Annotated in this window: 12 protein-coding genes and 3 pseudogenes; 6 read left to right on the top strand and 9 right to left on the bottom strand. The window is 57.3% G+C overall.

Going from position 1 to position 16,022, the window contains the following annotated elements:
* Positions 1–136: 136 nt before the first annotated feature.
* The 3 genes and pseudogenes from ACGYLY_RS22880 to ACGYLY_RS22870 form a co-directional block, all read right to left on the bottom strand.
* Positions 137–1,299: pseudogene (locus tag ACGYLY_RS22880) on the bottom strand (RNA-guided endonuclease InsQ/TnpB family protein).
* Positions 1,300–1,666: 367 nt separating this feature from the next.
* The gene (locus ACGYLY_RS22875; protein WP_395285084.1) at positions 1,667–1,876 is read right to left on the bottom strand and encodes a hypothetical protein; all 210 of its coding nucleotides are present in this window, start codon (positions 1,874–1,876) and stop codon (positions 1,667–1,669) included.
* 127 nt (positions 1,877–2,003) lie between these two features.
* Complete coding sequence (locus tag ACGYLY_RS22870; protein WP_395285083.1) at positions 2,004–2,630, bottom strand: trimeric intracellular cation channel family protein; 627 nt, start codon at positions 2,628–2,630, stop codon at positions 2,004–2,006.
* A 210-nt stretch (positions 2,631–2,840) separates the two neighbouring features.
* On the opposite strand from ACGYLY_RS22870, the gene ACGYLY_RS22865 reads away from it, so the two are divergent.
* The 4 genes from ACGYLY_RS22865 to ACGYLY_RS22850 all read left to right on the top strand — a co-directional run bounded on the left by ACGYLY_RS22865 (position 2,841) and on the right by ACGYLY_RS22850 (position 7,166).
* Positions 2,841–3,644, top strand: coding sequence for an N-acyl homoserine lactonase family protein (locus tag ACGYLY_RS22865; protein WP_395285082.1), 804 nt, complete (start codon positions 2,841–2,843; stop codon positions 3,642–3,644).
* A 1-nt stretch (position 3,645) separates the two neighbouring features.
* Positions 3,646–4,962, top strand: coding sequence for a hydroxyacid-oxoacid transhydrogenase (locus ACGYLY_RS22860; protein ID WP_395285081.1), 1,317 nt, complete (start codon positions 3,646–3,648; stop codon positions 4,960–4,962).
* 130 nt (positions 4,963–5,092) lie between these two features.
* Complete coding sequence (locus tag ACGYLY_RS22855) at positions 5,093–6,706, top strand: long-chain fatty acid--CoA ligase (RefSeq protein ID WP_395285080.1); 1,614 nt, start codon at positions 5,093–5,095, stop codon at positions 6,704–6,706.
* A gap of 22 nt (positions 6,707–6,728) precedes the next feature.
* Positions 6,729–7,166, top strand: coding sequence for a VOC family protein (locus ACGYLY_RS22850; RefSeq protein ID WP_395285079.1), 438 nt, complete (start codon positions 6,729–6,731; stop codon positions 7,164–7,166).
* A gap of 116 nt (positions 7,167–7,282) precedes the next feature.
* Here the strand turns inward: ACGYLY_RS22850 and ACGYLY_RS22845 are convergent.
* Both ACGYLY_RS22845 and ACGYLY_RS22840 read right to left on the bottom strand, forming a co-directional pair.
* A pseudogene (locus tag ACGYLY_RS22845) lies at positions 7,283–7,417 on the bottom strand (RNA-guided endonuclease TnpB family protein); the annotation flags it as partial.
* 399 nt (positions 7,418–7,816) lie between these two features.
* On the bottom strand, positions 7,817–8,641 hold the full coding sequence (locus ACGYLY_RS22840) for a M99 family carboxypeptidase catalytic domain-containing protein (RefSeq protein ID WP_395285078.1): 825 nt from the start codon (positions 8,639–8,641) through the stop codon (positions 7,817–7,819).
* Between the two features lie 296 nt (positions 8,642–8,937).
* Between ACGYLY_RS22840 and ACGYLY_RS22835 the strand changes: the two genes are divergently transcribed.
* Positions 8,938–10,212, top strand: a complete 1,275-nt coding sequence (locus ACGYLY_RS22835; RefSeq protein ID WP_395285077.1) for a sulfite oxidase — start codon at positions 8,938–8,940, stop codon at positions 10,210–10,212.
* Positions 10,213–10,309: 97 nt separating this feature from the next.
* Here ACGYLY_RS22835 and ACGYLY_RS22830 read toward each other — a convergent pair whose 3' ends face one another.
* Positions 10,310–11,134, bottom strand: coding sequence for a M99 family carboxypeptidase catalytic domain-containing protein (locus tag ACGYLY_RS22830; protein ID WP_395285076.1), 825 nt, complete (start codon positions 11,132–11,134; stop codon positions 10,310–10,312).
* A gap of 247 nt (positions 11,135–11,381) precedes the next feature.
* On the opposite strand from ACGYLY_RS22830, the gene ACGYLY_RS22825 reads away from it, so the two are divergent.
* Positions 11,382–12,365, top strand: a complete 984-nt coding sequence (locus ACGYLY_RS22825) for a BtrH N-terminal domain-containing protein (RefSeq protein ID WP_395285075.1) — start codon at positions 11,382–11,384, stop codon at positions 12,363–12,365.
* A 787-nt stretch (positions 12,366–13,152) separates the two neighbouring features.
* Here the strand turns inward: ACGYLY_RS22825 and ACGYLY_RS22820 are convergent.
* The 3 genes and pseudogenes from ACGYLY_RS22820 to ACGYLY_RS22810 form a co-directional block, all read right to left on the bottom strand.
* A pseudogene (locus ACGYLY_RS22820) lies at positions 13,153–14,376 on the bottom strand (RNA-guided endonuclease InsQ/TnpB family protein).
* A gap of 39 nt (positions 14,377–14,415) precedes the next feature.
* Positions 14,416–14,586: a hypothetical protein gene (locus ACGYLY_RS22815; protein ID WP_395285074.1), complete on the bottom strand. Its 171-nt coding sequence runs from the start codon at positions 14,584–14,586 to the stop codon at positions 14,416–14,418.
* 165 nt (positions 14,587–14,751) lie between these two features.
* Positions 14,752–16,017, bottom strand: a complete 1,266-nt coding sequence (locus ACGYLY_RS22810) for an orc1/cdc6 family replication initiation protein (RefSeq protein WP_395285073.1) — start codon at positions 16,015–16,017, stop codon at positions 14,752–14,754.
* Positions 16,018–16,022 lie beyond the last annotated feature (5 nt).

The raw sequence follows: 16,022 nt of genomic DNA, 5'->3' as shown, positions 1-16,022 counted from the left end.
TGCGTCTCGGGGTCCGTGGTTCACATGACAGTCAGCGGCCGTGGGGTGCTGTCGTAGGTATCGAACACGGTCGATGTGACATCCTCCTCGGCATAAACGGCGAGGCTTCCCGTCCCGCAGTGGGATATTTGCCGGTCTACGACACGACCTGTTCTCGCGGGGCGAACAACCCACTCCGGGTATCGAACACGTGTGTCGAGGGCTGTGCCACACAGCCGTTACTCCTATCCTCACCGTGAGGACTCGGAGTTATCTTCTGGCGCATATTCTCCGCTCCGTTACAATCCGCGTTCCCGACTAACCCACACGACGAGCAGACGTACAAACCACGGTGCTTCCGGTTGGACTTCGTGTCGTCATCACACCGTGAACACGTCTTCGAGGTGTCCCACTCGTTTTTCTTCAGCACCTCGACACCACGTTCTTCGCCTTTGTATTCGAGGTACTGGTATACGCGGTCGAACGCCCACGTATGGAGTTTCTTGTTGCCAGTCTTGCCCCAGTCGGACTCTCGCACGTTTTCGGGCCAACTCACCGCGAGCGTGCCCACATCGACTTCTCGGACGGGCCGTTCTCTCCTTCCGTGTCGTATTCAGCATTGGTGAGATAATGCTTGTCCTGTTTAATGGAGTTACCGGGGTACAAAACGTATTCGTTGGGGAAGGCGACCGTGGCAATGTTCTTGATGCCAAGGTCGATTCCAGCAACTTCGTCACCTGCCGAGTTGGTGGTTTCGAGTTCGACTTTGCAGACGAAGTGCAGTTCCCATTTGTCACCGTTCCAGACGGCTCGAACGTTCTGCACTGTGTTGACTTCTGAGAGGTCAACGTCGGGGCGAGTTTCGTACTCGCAGAGCAGGAAGTCCGACCAGTATTCTTTGAGGTTGGAGCCTTTCGAGAGTCGGACGCGGTTGTTGTCGGAGTCGTGTTTGAACCCGTCTTCTTTGAACGTGACCGTCGAACGTGGTCGAGTGTCACCGTGTTTGCGGTAGCCGGGCGGATTCGCCTCGTCGTACTTGTGGCGCAGGTCGAACCATGACTGGAATGCGTCGGAAAGTTCTTCGATGACTTTCTGACTGGATTGTGCGTTCAAGTCTTTCCAGCACGACTGGTTCTTCATATACGATTTCAGGGGGCCTTCGTCTGGAATTTCACCGATTCCATCCCATACGCGGTCTGCTGTCCATCGTGCGACGTTCCAGATTTTCGAGGCGGAGTCGCCGAGCGAGTCCAAGCCACTCTGGACCTGTTGGTGGTTCTGGATGGAACCAACGTAGGTGCGAGTGACCTGAATCACCATACATAGCCTATTCGAACAAGTAACTTAATGGTACGGATTGGCGTTGTATATCCAGTCTGAGTGTCATCGGTGGATTGCGTTGAATAGTGTCGATTCATTCCCGCCGTAAACGGCGAGATTCTCCCCTCAAAGGAAAATAGGCCCTTCGCTTCGGAAGCGGGGGAGACGACGGACGTCGAGATCGCGACATTAGTTGCCAGCGAGAACGACCGGTGTGATGGTCAGTGGTCACGTAGCTGGCTAGTTCGATATCTGGTCAAATTATTGTCTATTTTCCGAGGTGCCCAAGAGACACGACGAGTTGTTAGACAGAAACTAGAATGCACCGACCCCATTGGCAGTGTCCGTATCGGACGGGAACTCCAGTCTACCCGTTCGTCGTACTTCGGTTGCGTCTGCGGACGATGACGACCATCACGAAGACGACGAAACCGACCGCGGTCACGAGAACACCGGTGACCCAAACGTTGCTGAGTGTGGCGATGTCAACGAAATACGGAACGACGAGCAGGGCGAGAATGAGCATCTGTCGTCGCTCGATTCGGTCGGGTCGCTCGTCGAGGTCGGAATCGTCCATACGGAATCGAAACGGGAAAGAAGCATAGAATTTTCCTACATGTAGAGTAGTTTACCGGAAACGAGAATCGGGGAGATGTCTGAGAGCTACGCAATATTACCGAGCACGAAAGCGAATCCCGTACCACTCAGTGAGGGTTCGTTCGAACCGTCGGAAGCCGCCAACCGAACCGAACGGCCACGACCCTCGTCAGGAGCGTGATTCCTGCACAGCCGCCGGCCGCGACGTTGGCATCCCCCCCGAGGGCCAACAGACACCAGTATGCAAAGCCGCCGAGGACGGCACAACTCGCGTAGAAGTCCCGAACCAACACGAACGGCGAGCGGTCGAGGAGGATGTCTGCCATCGCCCCCCCGCCGACGGCGTTTATAGTCGCCACCGCGACGACGCCGAACGGGGAGACGCCGACCCCGGATGCGACGATGGCACCCGCGGTCGTGAAGGCGGCGAGTCCGACGGCGTCGGCGGCCAGCGAAATCGGATGTTGGTCAGGTTCGCGATACAGGAGGGAGAGGACGATGGCGATGGAGACGCCAACCACGCCGAATCCGATGTTCGAGAGGGTTTGCAGCGAGAGCGGAACGCGGTTGACCAACACGTCGCGGGTCGTACCACCGCCGAAAGCGGTGACGAGGCCGACAACCGTGACCCCGAACGGGTCGAACCCTTCGCGAATCGCCTTGCTCGCGCCGACGAGAGCGAAGGCGACCAGACCGATGGCGTTCGCGATGGAGAAGAGTTGGTCCGAAAGCATCGGTGTATCCGCTATTTCGAGAGGGGAGATATTATGCCAGCGATTGCTCTCGAACCGGCACGAATTGCCCGACAACACACCCCATAGTTCAACATTCACACACTATCAGACAATTGTTCTACAGCATCCCCTCAGGATATTATATATTCGTTGTCGGACATGTGTTCGACGGTAAGATACGCTCTTTTCATAAGACAATGATTATTAGCCATGGTTAATGCAACCATCGACGTCATCGACCGGGGCGGACTGGAGTGTGACCTCAACTACCTCATCGAGGGAAACACGCTCGGAAGCCACGACGAACCCAACCCGGACACCGACTACATCGAGATACCGGTGTTCAACCTCGTCATCGACCACCCGGAGGGAACGATTCTCTGGGATACGGGCAACCACGAGGAGGCACTCGACGGTCACTGGCCGGAGGGGTTGAAACAGGCGTTCTATCCGCACGACGTGGGCGAACACGACCTTCGGGACGACCTCGGGGATGCGGGGTACGACCTCGACGACATCGACTACGTGTTCCAGACCCACTTGCATCTCGACCATGCAGGCGGCCTGCACCACTTCGACGGAACCGACACGCCGGTGTTCGTCCACGAAGAGGAGTTGAAGTTCGCCTACTACAGCACGAAAACGGACGAGGGAAGCGCGGCGTACGTCCTGGGTGACTTCGACCACGACCTCAACTGGCGGGTGATGCATCGAGACAGGGAGACCCACTTCGAGGACGTCGAGTTCGTCCACCTCCCCGGTCATACACCCGGTCTGACGGGAACGGTCGTTCACCTCGACGATGCCGGAACGGTCGCGTTCGCGGGCGACGAAATCTATCAAACCGAGAACTACGACGACGAGGTTCCGCTCGGTGCCGGGCTCCTCTGGAGCCACCGTCATTGGTTCGACAGCCTCCAGAAACTGAAGGAGATAGAGCGCAAACACGACGCCGAGGTCGTGTACGGCCACGACCCGGACCAGTTCGAGGAGGTTCAGGGAGGATGGCCCTGAGATGAGCTACGAACGCTCCGTCTCCGCGCCGTCCCACGAACTCTCTCCGGAAACCGTCTGGCACATCCAGATGCCACAGATTCGGTTCGGTCGGGACGCGACGGACGAACTGGCGTTCCAGTTGCACGATTTGGGAGTGGACGAGGACGCCCATGGTCTCGTCATCACCGACGGGAACCTCGTGGACATCGGCCACGTCGAACGCGTCCAAACGCACCTCGAAGACGCCGGATTCGCCGTCGATGTCTACGACGAATCGGAGCGCGAACCGTCCATCGCGGCCATCGAGAACTGTCTCGATTTCGTCCGCGACGAAAAGGGCGAAGCGGGATACGACTTCTACGTCGGCCTCGGCGGAGGGAGTTGCATGGACACCGCGAAGACGACGCGCGCGGTCATCGCCAACGGCGGCGGGCCGCTCGATTACATCGCCGAACCGACCGGCGAAGGAGAACCCCTGACGGAGTCCGGCCCGCCGCTCGTGTTGATGCCGACGACGGCCGGAACCGGGGCGGAGATTTCGCCCGTCTCCATCCTCTCGGTGGAGGAAAAGGAGATCAAGGAGGGAATCTCCAGCAACCACATCCGCGCCGACGCCGCCGTACTGGACCCGACGCTCACGACCACGCTCCCGCCGGATTTGACCGCGAAGACGGCGATGGACGCCCTCGGGCACGCCATGGAGGGTTACACGACACACGAGTACGATTCGCTTCTGCGGCCGACCGACCCCGCCGAGCGTCCCGTGTACGCCGGACGGACGCCGCTCACCGAGATGTTTTCCGAGAAGGCAATCGACCTGCTGTCGAACAATGTCCGCAAGGCGGTTCACAACGGGGACGATTTGGAGGCGCGCGAGAACATGTTACAGGGCGCGCTGTTCGGTGCGGTTGCCGGATTGACCGCAGGAGCGAGCCTCTGTCACGCGATGGCCTATCCCGTCGGAAACAAGTATCACACCTACCACGGCGAAACCATCGCAGTGTTGACCCCGGCGAGCACCATCGACTACAACTCCGCGAGCGACCCGAAACGCTTCGCCTCGCTCGCCCGTCGGTTCGGCGTCGATACGACGGGGATGAGTCCCCGAGAGGCCGCAGATGCCTTGAAAGGAGAGTACGTTCAACTTCAGCGCGACCTGAACGTCCTGCCGAGCGGCCTCAACGAACTCGCGGGCATCACGGAGGACGACGTCGATTGGCTGGCGAAACAGACTGTGGAAACGCAGGCGCGGTTGCTTCGCTGCAACCCCAGACCGGTCGTCGAGGAGGACGTCCACGACATCTTCGTGGACGCGCTGCACAACTGGGAGCCGTAAGACACGGATAGGAGGTATTGACAGAGATAACCGTTTTTCGGGTTTATGTTTCCAATAGTAGTATTGTTTCGGTTATTGGACACCATCGATAAACGCTTTTGACGGTGTGGTCGAATGGCAGGGACGACGCATGAATCTCGTTCACCACGTGGCGAACGCGGCGGCCGAACGCGGCGACGCACCGGCACTCGTCTACGACGGGCAGGAGACCTCCTACGAAACGTTCTGGACGCGAGCAGGGCAGTTTGCGGCCGGACTCGCAGAGCACGGCATCGGCGTCGACGACCGAGTCGCGGTCTACCTGCCGAACCTCCCGCAGTTCGTGACGGCGTTTCACGGGACGCTCAGGGCGGGCGGCGTCGTCGTCCCGATGAACCCACAGTATAAACGACGGGAACTGCGCCACCTCCTCGGGGACAGCGGCGCGAAAGCGGTCGTCACGCTCCCCGGCCTCGTCCAGCACGTCGATGCGGTTCGGGAGGAGACCAACGTGGACGTCGTCGTCACCGTCGGGGAGGATGAGGGTGAGGCAGAGAGTGAGAGTAAGAGGAAGGGGGACGCCGACAGTCGTTTCGAGGCGTTTCTCGTCGACGAGACGCGTCCGATTGCCGACAGATCGGGCGAGGACATCGCCGTCCAACCGTACACCTCGGGAACGACCGGAACCCCGAAGGGGGTTCTCCTCACCCATCACAACCTCGCGTGGGACGCGGACGCCGCGACGAACCCCATCCCGGACGGGATTCAGCCGGACGACCGTCATCTCGGCGTCCTCCCGCTGTTCCACATCTACGGGATGACGGTGACGATGAACGCCACCCTGTTCGACGGCGGGAGTTATTACCCGCTCCCGACGTGGGACGCGACGGCGGCCGCGTCGCTGGTCGAGTCCGCGGACCTCACGCTGATACACGCCGTCCCCGCGATGTACAATGATCTCGCGAATCTGCCCGACGACGTCGAGTTCGACCTGTCGTCGGTGCGGTTCGCGAACTCCGGCGGAAGCGGCCTCCCCGAGGAGGTTCGCCGCTCGTTCGAGGGCCGGTTCGACGTCGATCTGTGTGAGGGCTACGGCCTGACCGAGACGAGTCCGGTCACGCACGCGAACCACGTCGGAAACCGGCGACCCGGCAGCATCGGCACGACGCTCGACGGCGTCTCCGCCCGAATCGTTGACGACGAGTTCGTCGAACGTCCCCCGGTAGAACGCGGCCCCGTAGAGGAGGGCAGCGTGGACCTTGACGAGATAACCGGCGAACTCGTCGTCGCGGGACCGAACGTGATGAAGGGGTACTACGAGCGCCCCGAGGCGAACGCCGCCGCGTTCACCGAGGCGGACGGAAAGCGCTGGTTCCACACGGGCGACGTGGGGTACGCCGACGAGGACGGCTTTTTCTACGTCGTGGACCGCAAGAAACACATGATCAACACGGCGGGCTACAACGTCTACCCGCGCGAAGTCGAAGAACTCCTCTTCGAACATCCGGCCGTCGCGGACGCCGCCGTCGTCGGCATCCCGGACGAGCGCCGCAACGAGACGGTCAAAGCGTTCGTCGTCCTCACGCCGGACGCGGACGTGACCGTGGACGGGATTCAGGAGTACTGTCTCGAACGACTCGCGGCGTACAAACACCCCCGTGAAGTCGCGTTCGTGGACGAACTGCCGCGGACGACGACGGGAAAAGTGCAGAAGTTCCACCTCGAAAGCCGGGATGGACGGTCGCCGGGAGACCAAGACCTTTGAAGGAGGACGAGAAGGGGGACCCATGGCACAACAGACCGTACACCACCACGGAATCTCCGTCACCGACCTCGACCGCGCGATCGAATTCTATCGAGACGTCCTCGGATTGGAACTGCTTGACCAGTACACGCTCTCTGACGACGCACTCTCGACGGCCATTGGGAGCGGAGCGATAACGGGTCACTTCGCTCAGCTCGGCGGCGAGACGGCCCGAGTCGAACTCATCGAATACGAGAGTAAGGAAAGAGAAAAGACCGAAGCAAGTGACACACACGACCAGGACGTGTACGAAACCGGTGCGATACACCTCGGGTTGGAGACCAACGACATCGAAGGATTTTACGCGGACCTACCGGACGACGTGGAAACCATCAGCGAACCGCAAATGACCGGCAGTGGAACGCGGATTTGCTTCCTCCGGGACCCGGACGGAAACGCGGTCGAACTCCTCCAACTATAGCCGTTTCGACGCCGAATCTTTTCCATTCGTACGAAAAAGCAAGTTTTTAGCTACCAAGAGGCACGTATGCAGCTTGAAGACAAAACAGTGTTCGTTACAGGGGCAGGACAGGACGTCGGCTTCACATCAAAGTATTCGACCGCGACTACGTCGTACGCTTTGACCAGCCACGTCGAAAGCTTGTGCTGAAAGTCGAGTACCTTCCACCGGATACGGCGCTTTGATCGCGCTACTTTCTGGCATTGGTTCTCCTAGTTGTGGTCGAACGGTACGGATACGACATTTTCTCGTTGCACATTGCTCCCGACCACGTACACCTGTTCCTGTAGAACACCTGAAACACGCTTAGCGAAATCGTTCGGATGATTAAGAGCGACAGCGCCCAAGAGATATGGGAACTGCACGAGCCGTTGTTGGCGAAAGTGTTCTAGGGCAGTGGCTTTAGCGAACGGTCGTTCTATGTGGGGATGACCGGAGAGATGAGCAGTCAGACTATGGAATGATACATCAACCGCACGGAACAAGTCTGAAGCAAGGTACGCGATTTACCCTCGTGATCAGACCCTGAGGCACTCTCATTGTGTTTTCTGTAGAATAGTGGCAAGAACCCGTTCAGGGACCATCTACTTCGGAGTTCAATCTACTTAATATCAATTTTCGTATGTTCGGTGGATCCCATTTCTTCCTAACAGGTGCCGGACAATATTGAGTTCCCAACGCGTACGCGTTTGAAGGCTTGTTCCGTATCGAGTCGTCTCGACAATGAACCCTGGCTGGTTGAGGTCGGCATCGACCTTATGGATGAGTAACGGACGGTCCCCATCGATCAGGTTACCTCGTTTGAACCGATAGTAGTCAGGAAGCGACTCGTCGAGGTGGTATTGGTTCATATACTGTTTTGTGTTCACCGCATCTAGACCAGCGCCGGAAGCAGTCGTGGGATAGATAGCCTGTCCAACACCATCCGGGCCGACATCTTCCCGATAAATACCTTTAGAGCTGTGGAGGTTGATCACGACATCCGGATCATATGATGTAAGAACACCCCAAATCGCCCGTGCAAGTGGTGTCGTAGGCGTCTCTCCTGGCGGGAATTTTCGATTGAGGTTTCCGTTATCATTATGGTAGGTGTCGCGACGAATTGCGACCTGATTTGCCTTCGGAATCGTAATGAGTGTACCTTGATCTATCGACCACGTTTTGATATCTTCCGCTGCTTCGTAACCAGCAGGTTCGTTCCCCTGTATTCCACCAACTACGACTGCCGTCGGTCCCGATTTTTGCGTGTCGGTTACGTAGACATCGGTTTCGTCCGGCGTGTCAGTGCGGATAGTATATTTGGTCCGAATGGCAGCTTGACTCGTTCCTTGCATAGCGAGAAATGCTGAAGTGGTAGCCGCTACTCCGGCATGACGAAGGAACGAACGCCGTGTTCGATCGAATCTAAGTTCGCCTCTTGACTCATTATCTGACATCGTAGCAAAACAATAGATAAAAGCAATTAGTTATGTGCAAACATCCGTTACTAATGGGAGACGTAATATCGAACAGGCATCATCAGCCAATTGGTTGGGTGGATTATCTCAAGCACTAAAATAATATAATATATATGAATGGCCTGATCAGTGGAGAAAAGAGTCAAGTGCACAGCCGATAGCCCACGAGAGTTCCAGAAGCCGTTTGCTGGAACGATGATGACCGAGCGTCGCGAAAAAACCGTCTGTATATCACGCCGGAACGATTTTGGCATAAGTGATTGAGGATACCATACATGAGCGATGGAGGACGGGGTAATTCACGCCGCGGAGAAATCGAGGAAATTCTCGAACGAAAATCGGGGACACGGGAAGCACGTGACGAAGAGGACCGATACACGGTCGTCGGTGCGGCGAATCGGCAGACGTTTGCGAATTGGTTGACACCGATAGAAGAGCACTTCGTCTGCCACCGAAACGACATGCCGGACGCCGATGCGGAGTCGTGGCAACTTCGGGTGACAAATGTCGATGACGAAAAATCCCTTTCAATGAAGGCGCTCCGGGAGGAGTATCCGACGGTCGCCGTTGCACACACGATGGAATGTGCCGGCAACAACCGCGGACAACACGACCCGGAAACAGGAAGCGTTCAGTGGGGATGGGAAGCCGTTGGGAACGCAATGTGGAGCGGAACGCCGGTTCGGGCGGTGCTCGAAGACTGCGGGGTGGACGTGAACGACGATTCGGAGCGCTGGCTCACCGCCGTCGGCGGGGACGTCCCTGCGGACGACGACGTGTACGTCAAATCGATTCCGCTGGCGAAGGCGCTCGACGATTGCATCCTCGCCGACGAGATGAACGGACGGACCCTTCCAGTCGAACACGGCTATCCCGTCCGACTCGTCGTCCCCGGGTGGTACGGGACGAACAGCGTCAAGTGGGTCGAAGAGCTTCGGATAACGGACACGATGGTCACCGATGCGACGTTCGCCGACGAGGAGGATGGACGAACCTACACCTACTGGCAACACGGTGCCTACCGCATCCATCCGGCCGACGCCGAACCCGACATCGAGGAGACGGTCCCGACGGCGGACACGTGGGACCAACTCGTCGGCGACGTGGAATATCCGTACACCTTCGACGAGAACGTCATGTCGCTCATCGGGAAACCGGACGGGGGACACCCGGTGACGCCCGACGCGAACGGACGGGTCGAGATTCGAGGCGTGGCGTGGGCGGGCGACGACAAGGTCACTCGGGTCGAAATATCGACGGATGACGGCGAGTCGTGGCACGACGCCGACTTGTACGGCCCGAACTACAGCGGCGCATGGCGCTTGTTCACCCATACGTGGAAGCCAAAGTCCGAGACAGAAAGCACGGTCACGCTGCTCTCGCGTGCAACCGACGAGAAGGGACGGACACAACCATCCAGCATCAAAGTCCTCGACGATTGGGCGGAGATTCCGGAGGACACCTATCCGTGGAACGAGGGCGGCTACGCGGCGAACGCCTACCGACCGAACGGCGTCGAAGTGCAAATTAAATCTCGGGGAGACAAGTGACCGATTCAAGGGGCGAAGACGGAACGATAGCGTGTGAAGTGACGGTTTCGAATGACACGGACGGTTGAATAGCCATGCAACCGACATCATTCCGATTTCAATTTTCGTACGTTCGGTGGATTCCTTGTCGTCCGAGTAGGTGTCGAACGATGTTGAGTTCCCAACGCGTACGCGTTTGTAGATCCGTTCCGTATCGGGTCGACTCGACGATAAAGCCCGGTTCACCGAGATCAGCATCAACCTTGTGAATGAGCAGCGGACGTGTTCCACCGATCAGGTTGCCGCGCTTAAATCGATAGTAGTCGGGAAGCGAATCGTCAAGGTGGTACAGGTTCATATACCCTTTCGTGTTGGCTGCGTCTTGAGCAGCACCCGAAGCGGTCGTGGGATAGATGGCCTGTCCAACGCCATTCGGACCAACGTCTTCTTGATAAATACCCCTTGAACTGTGGAGATTGATCACGACATCGGGATCGTACGATGCGATAACGCCCCAGATTGCCCGTGCAAGCGGTGTTGTGGGTGTCTTCCCCGGTGGGAATTTCCTGTTGAGGTTTCCCTTATCGTTGAAGTAGGTGCCGCGTCGATTCGCAACCGGATTCGCCTGTGGAATCGTGACGAGGGTTCCCTGGTCTATCGACCACGTTTTGATATCACGGGCTGCTTTGTAACCGGCAGGTTCGTTGCCTTGTATGCCGCCCACCACGACCGCTGTCGGCCCCGATTTCTGCGTATCGGTTACGTAAACATCAGTTTCGTCCGGCGTATCTTCGCGGATGGTAAATTTGGTCCGAATCGCAGCGTTGCTCTTTCCCTGTGCTGCGAGAAAAGCGGAAGTAGTAACTGCGGCACCCGTGAAACGTAAAAACGAACGCCGAGTAATATCAGATACCACACCGTTCCTGCCCTTATTATTTTGCATCGCATTGTCGATTGTAGACTATGACACTTAATTCTATACCCTTCTAGAAGTAGTTACAGATTTGACATAGGATAAAATCTATTTGCTGAGTTGGTAAATTTTGTAAATTCAGTGAGACAGTACCGGTTTCGCATGAGAAAGTGACAATGCAAGAATACATCAGCCGGGCGTTGAGGGATAGCTCGAGATCGCCAATTCGAAAGATGAAGACGTTCACTATTTAATTCGGCGAGTTTATCGACTAGACATGCAACTCTCCGAGTATGCCCACACTCCGGGGGCACACTGTGGTTCCTCGTCGCTTCGAAACCTATCGGACTACTACGACTGGGGCTTCGACGAATCGCACTGTTTCGGACTTGGTGCAGGACTTGGGTTCGGATATTACGAGCGTGGCCCGGCGAGCCGCCTCATTATGGGTCGCAACGGGCAGTTGGAGACAGGGTTCTTCGAGACGCTCGGCATCGACTACGAGGAATCGAGCGGGGAATCGTGGGGGACGGCGTGGCGTTCCGTCGAGAGCGCACTCGCGGACGACGTTCCGGCGATGTTGTTCGTGGACCTCTACTACCTCGATTACTTCGGAACGGACACTCACTTCGGTCCCCACATCCTCCTCTGTGTCGGAGTCGACGGCGACGACGTGCTCCTCTCCGACAGCGAGTTCGACACGATACAGCGACTGCCCCGTTCCCACCTCCGAGACGCGTGGGATTCGGATTACGGGTTCGGCCCGCTCGACAACCGATGGCTCGTCGTCACCGACCCGACGATCGAGAGCGGCCGCACGATGGCTGCACGGAAAGCGGTTCGTCGGACGGCGGAGTTCATGCTCTCGTCGGAGGAAGGCGGGTGGCAATCGCAGGGCGTCGACGGAATTCGGCGGTTCGCCGAAGACCTTCCGACGTGGACCGAATTGGACGACGCGAGTTGGTGTGCCCGCTTCGCCTATCAGAACATCGAACGGCGGGGCACCGGCGGCGGTGCGTTCCGCCGGTTGTACGCCGACTTTCTCGACCAGGTCGGGACGGACCTGGGACTCGACGGCGAGGTTTCCGAGCGGTTCCACGCCGTCGCGGACGAGTGGACCGAACTCGGAAACACGCTCAAACGGGCGAGTGAGACGGACGGAGCGGAGCAGCGGCGACTGTTCCAGGTGGCGAGCGAGCAGGCGACGACGCTCGCGGACCGCGAGGAACGCCTCTTCATCGAACTTCGAGCGGACCTGTAAAATCGAGATGAGCAACCAAATGAAAGATATTTTATATACTTGTGTGCACACACACCCCTCGTCCAGAGTGTAACGGGGAAAGGGTGGGGGTGGGTGGAGGGTGGGCGGGGGAGGAAGCACGGAGAGTACAGGAAGGGTAACAGGGAATCGGGATAGGGGACAGTAATTGGAGACGGGGAGAGGAACTAGTGATGGGAAAGGAAGTGAGAAAAAGAGAGACAAAAACGATCGGAGGTGGGATACGATAGCATAACAACGTGATTTTAGAAACCGACATCGGATGCGTCGCTTCGACTGGAGCGAGGTCGAAGACGAATAGTTATTCGTCTTTTATTAAATAGAATTTAACTTAATAGACTTTTCGCGTTCTATTGTATTATACATACTGGTTTAATTCTGCATTGCGAGTAGGATAAAATCTTACGGAATCGTACGATAACTTTGTAACCGTCTCATACTATTCCTATATTGTCATCTTATCCCTCTTTACATTACCACACCAACAAGTAATTCGGGCTACCGTTCGAACTGACAATCTGACAACGCCTTTGTTACGATCGCTCGATATCCTCCTTCTATGAACCGCTCTGAACCGTTTCGTCTTCGTTTACGTCCATCCCACTCCTGACTTCCACCTGCCCCGCCCACCATCACCCCACCCCTTCCACCGTTACACTCTGGACGAGGGGTGTGTGTCCTCTCTCCCTCTTCTCTTTTCCGCTCAAAACACGTCTCCAAGTCAACTGCCTCGGGGTCAAGCCCCGAGGCTTGTCAGTGGACTCCCGCTCTAACCGCGCAAAGCGGTAGGTCTAAATCGACCGTTCGCGTTCACTGTCCCTGACTTCAGAGCCAGCTGACTCGTGGCTCGTCTAGCACCAGACTTGAGCCAGTGCTGGATAAGACGCCACCCGATATTCCGAGCGGCGTTATAATCGCTATGCAATTCTTTCCCGCACTTCAGGCACTCGAACTCGTCACCATCACGATTGTCCTCGTGTGTAAACCCACACTCACCGTGACTGCATCGTTGACTCGTGTACGCAGGTGCAACGTCGTCCACGTCAATGCCGTATTCCTCGGCTTTGTATTCGACGTGGCGTTGCAGTTCACGGAACGCCCATTGCTGGAACTTTGAAGCGTTCGAGATGCGCTTTCGGATGTGTTTCAGGTTCTCGAACGCGATAGCCGTGCAATCGTTCTCCACAGCCTCCTGTACAATCGCTTTGGAGACTCGGTGGAGGTAGTCCGCACTCCACCGGGCGAACCGTGACCCGATGCTCTTGATGGTGAGATGTGCGGAACGAGTCCCTGTCTGTTGCAGGTTCCCGCGCCGACGTTCGTATTCGTCGCGGCGGTGATTGAGGTAGTCTGCGTTGCCGAGGAACGCTCCCGTGCTGGTGACAGCGACGCATCCATCCACGTTCAAGTCAACACCGAGAACCACTCCGTTCTCGGATTCTTCGTCGCAAGAATCAGGTTCGGCTTCTTTCTTCACGGCGACGTGGAGGTAGTACGTGCCATCGCGCTTGTGGAGCGTTGCTTCGCGTTTCTCCCACTCATCTGTCCTGTACTTCGCGAACGGCGTGCCGTCCTTGTTGACCGGTGTGACGTATTCGGCGGTCACACGCTTGTCTATGGTGGCGAGGGATACGTGGTCGTCGTTGTACGTTATCGTGCGACCGTTGTACACTACGACACTTCCACGGAACGTGGGTTTGCTGGCTTTGTTTCCGTCGAATTTGCGGTCTTTGCAGTTCCCGAGTGCGGTCGCCGCGAGATTCCTCGCGGATTGAACAAGACTGGATTATAAGGAGAGTTTCTCACGAACGTCAGAGTACGTTTCTTTGTGGAGCGTGTTCTTGGTGTCCGTGATGTTGTAGGGGTTGTCGTCCCATCCGTGGTCAGCGACATGTTGGGCCGCGTGTCGGAACTACTTGAACGTCTCATCGAGGACTTCGTAGTCCTCGTTGGAAACGTCGAGTTTGACTTGGATGTTCCGAACAACCTCCATACTTCATCAGTGAGTTTGAAGATATTTAATAGTATTTACTTAAGTGTGGGGAGTCGGCCTTGCTATCGAACGTGGTTCGTGAAGGGGATTGTCGGCTTCCTCCCCGACCTCAAGGGTCGGGGTATCCGCCTTGACCGCCGATGAAACGGTCCTTCTCCGCTCTTCAAGGAAATATTCCTTCGGTTTGCCTATTACAGATTCCTTCGACATCTCCGAACGAATATCTCCCTTTCGTCGCTATTACACTCTGGACAAGGGGTGTCCGCCGTACGTCTGACAATGGTTCTTCACACTTATCTTTATCCTCCTCTCCTTCTTCCCGTGCGAGTATGAGCACTCCTTCGATCGGAAGCGTCGGAGTTCGAGGCGGGCCGTCTACTCGTCGACGCCGTCGAATCGACTGTCGCGGAGGACGGATTTGAGGACGATATCGGTATCCTGCACGAGTCGATGTTCGAGATAGCTTCCCTGCCCGCGACCACCGCCGGTTCGGGTCGATTCTACGACGCCGAGAAACGCCTGTTCTTTGAGCAGTTCGTACACTCGATGCTCGCTCAACACGTTCGCCTCTAACTCCTTGCAAATCCGTTGATACCGGCTGAAAATCTCACTCGTCGAAAACTCCGAACCCCGATTTTCCTTCGTCAGAAGTGCGAGCGCGTAGAGGATGAACTTCACCTGCGTCGTCGACCCGCGGAGCAACTCCTCGAAACGGTCCACCTCCGCCCATTCCTGCGCATCGCGGATGTGTTCCTCGGTGACGAGTTCGTCGCCCTGTCGTTCCGCGAGTTCCCCCGCGTGACGGAGGATTTCGATCGCCTTGCGAGCGTCACCGTGTTCCTGTGCGGCGAACGCCGCCGTCAACGGAATCACGTCCCCGGTCAGGACGCCCTCCTTGAATGCGTCGCGCCGATGTTCCATGATGTCCCGTAGTTGATTCGCATCGTACGGTTGGAACACGAACTCCTCCTCGCGAAGGCTGCTTTTCACCCGCTCGTTCAATCGATCTCGATATTCGATTTTGTTGCTGATGGCGACGATTCCCAGATGACAGTCGGCCTTTCCCGACTCGCGCGCACGTGACAGTTGCATCAGCACGTCATCCGATTCGAGGCGGTCAACCTCGTCGAGGATGATGATGACAGCGTCGTAACAGCGGTCGAGAACCTCCCACAGATAGTCGTAGTACTCGCCGCTTCCGATACCGGTCCGTGGGATGGATATCCCCGTTTCGTCGAGGTTCAGCGTTCGCGTGATGGACCGCGCGACGCGCGTGTGGGTATTGTGCTGCGCACAGTCCACGTAGACGGTTCCGACGGCGACTTCCTGCGCTCTTGCGGCCTGTCGCGCTCGCTCGGTGACGTGCCGTGTGACGAGCGACTTTCCGGTCCCGGTTTTGCCGTAAATCATGACGTTGTTCGGCGGATCGGACCTGACGATGGGTCGGAGTTCGGCCGCGACGGACTCGATTTCGGAGTCCCGACCCACGATGCGCGTACTCTGTGGCACGTGACCGACCTTCAGCAACTCCTTTCGTTCGAACACCTGCGTCGCGGTGTCATCGTCCACGTTGAACAAGGGGTCGCTCGCCGGGTCGTCCGTGGTATCGAAATCGGAGAGACGAGGAGGCTCATCGGACATACGAC

The sequence above is a fragment of the Haladaptatus sp. CMAA 1909 genome, assembly GCF_043952005.1.
Lineage (GTDB): Archaea > Halobacteriota > Halobacteria > Halobacteriales > Haladaptataceae > Haladaptatus.
This window is presented reverse-complemented; position numbering and strand designations above follow the sequence as displayed.

Excerpts from the sequence above, each read along its gene's own strand:
- ACGYLY_RS22875 (WP_395285084.1), bottom strand. The coding sequence starts at position 1,876 with ATGGACGATTCCGACCTCGACGAGCGACCCGACCGAATCGAGCGACGA.
- ACGYLY_RS22870 (WP_395285083.1), bottom strand. The coding sequence starts at position 2,630 with ATGCTTTCGGACCAACTCTTCTCCATCGCGAACGCCATCGGTCTGGTC.
- ACGYLY_RS22865 (WP_395285082.1), top strand. The coding sequence starts at position 2,841 with ATGGTTAATGCAACCATCGACGTCATCGACCGGGGCGGACTGGAGTGT.
- ACGYLY_RS22860 (WP_395285081.1), top strand. The coding sequence starts at position 3,646 with ATGAGCTACGAACGCTCCGTCTCCGCGCCGTCCCACGAACTCTCTCCG.
- ACGYLY_RS22855 (WP_395285080.1), top strand. The coding sequence starts at position 5,093 with ATGAATCTCGTTCACCACGTGGCGAACGCGGCGGCCGAACGCGGCGAC.
- ACGYLY_RS22850 (WP_395285079.1), top strand. The coding sequence starts at position 6,729 with ATGGCACAACAGACCGTACACCACCACGGAATCTCCGTCACCGACCTC.
- ACGYLY_RS22840 (WP_395285078.1), bottom strand. The coding sequence starts at position 8,641 with ATGTCAGATAATGAGTCAAGAGGCGAACTTAGATTCGATCGAACACGG.
- ACGYLY_RS22835 (WP_395285077.1), top strand. The coding sequence starts at position 8,938 with ATGAGCGATGGAGGACGGGGTAATTCACGCCGCGGAGAAATCGAGGAA.
- ACGYLY_RS22830 (WP_395285076.1), bottom strand. The coding sequence starts at position 11,134 with ATGCAAAATAATAAGGGCAGGAACGGTGTGGTATCTGATATTACTCGG.
- ACGYLY_RS22825 (WP_395285075.1), top strand. The coding sequence starts at position 11,382 with ATGCAACTCTCCGAGTATGCCCACACTCCGGGGGCACACTGTGGTTCC.
- ACGYLY_RS22815 (WP_395285074.1), bottom strand. The coding sequence starts at position 14,586 with ATGTCGAAGGAATCTGTAATAGGCAAACCGAAGGAATATTTCCTTGAA.
- ACGYLY_RS22810 (WP_395285073.1), bottom strand. The coding sequence starts at position 16,017 with ATGTCCGATGAGCCTCCTCGTCTCTCCGATTTCGATACCACGGACGAC.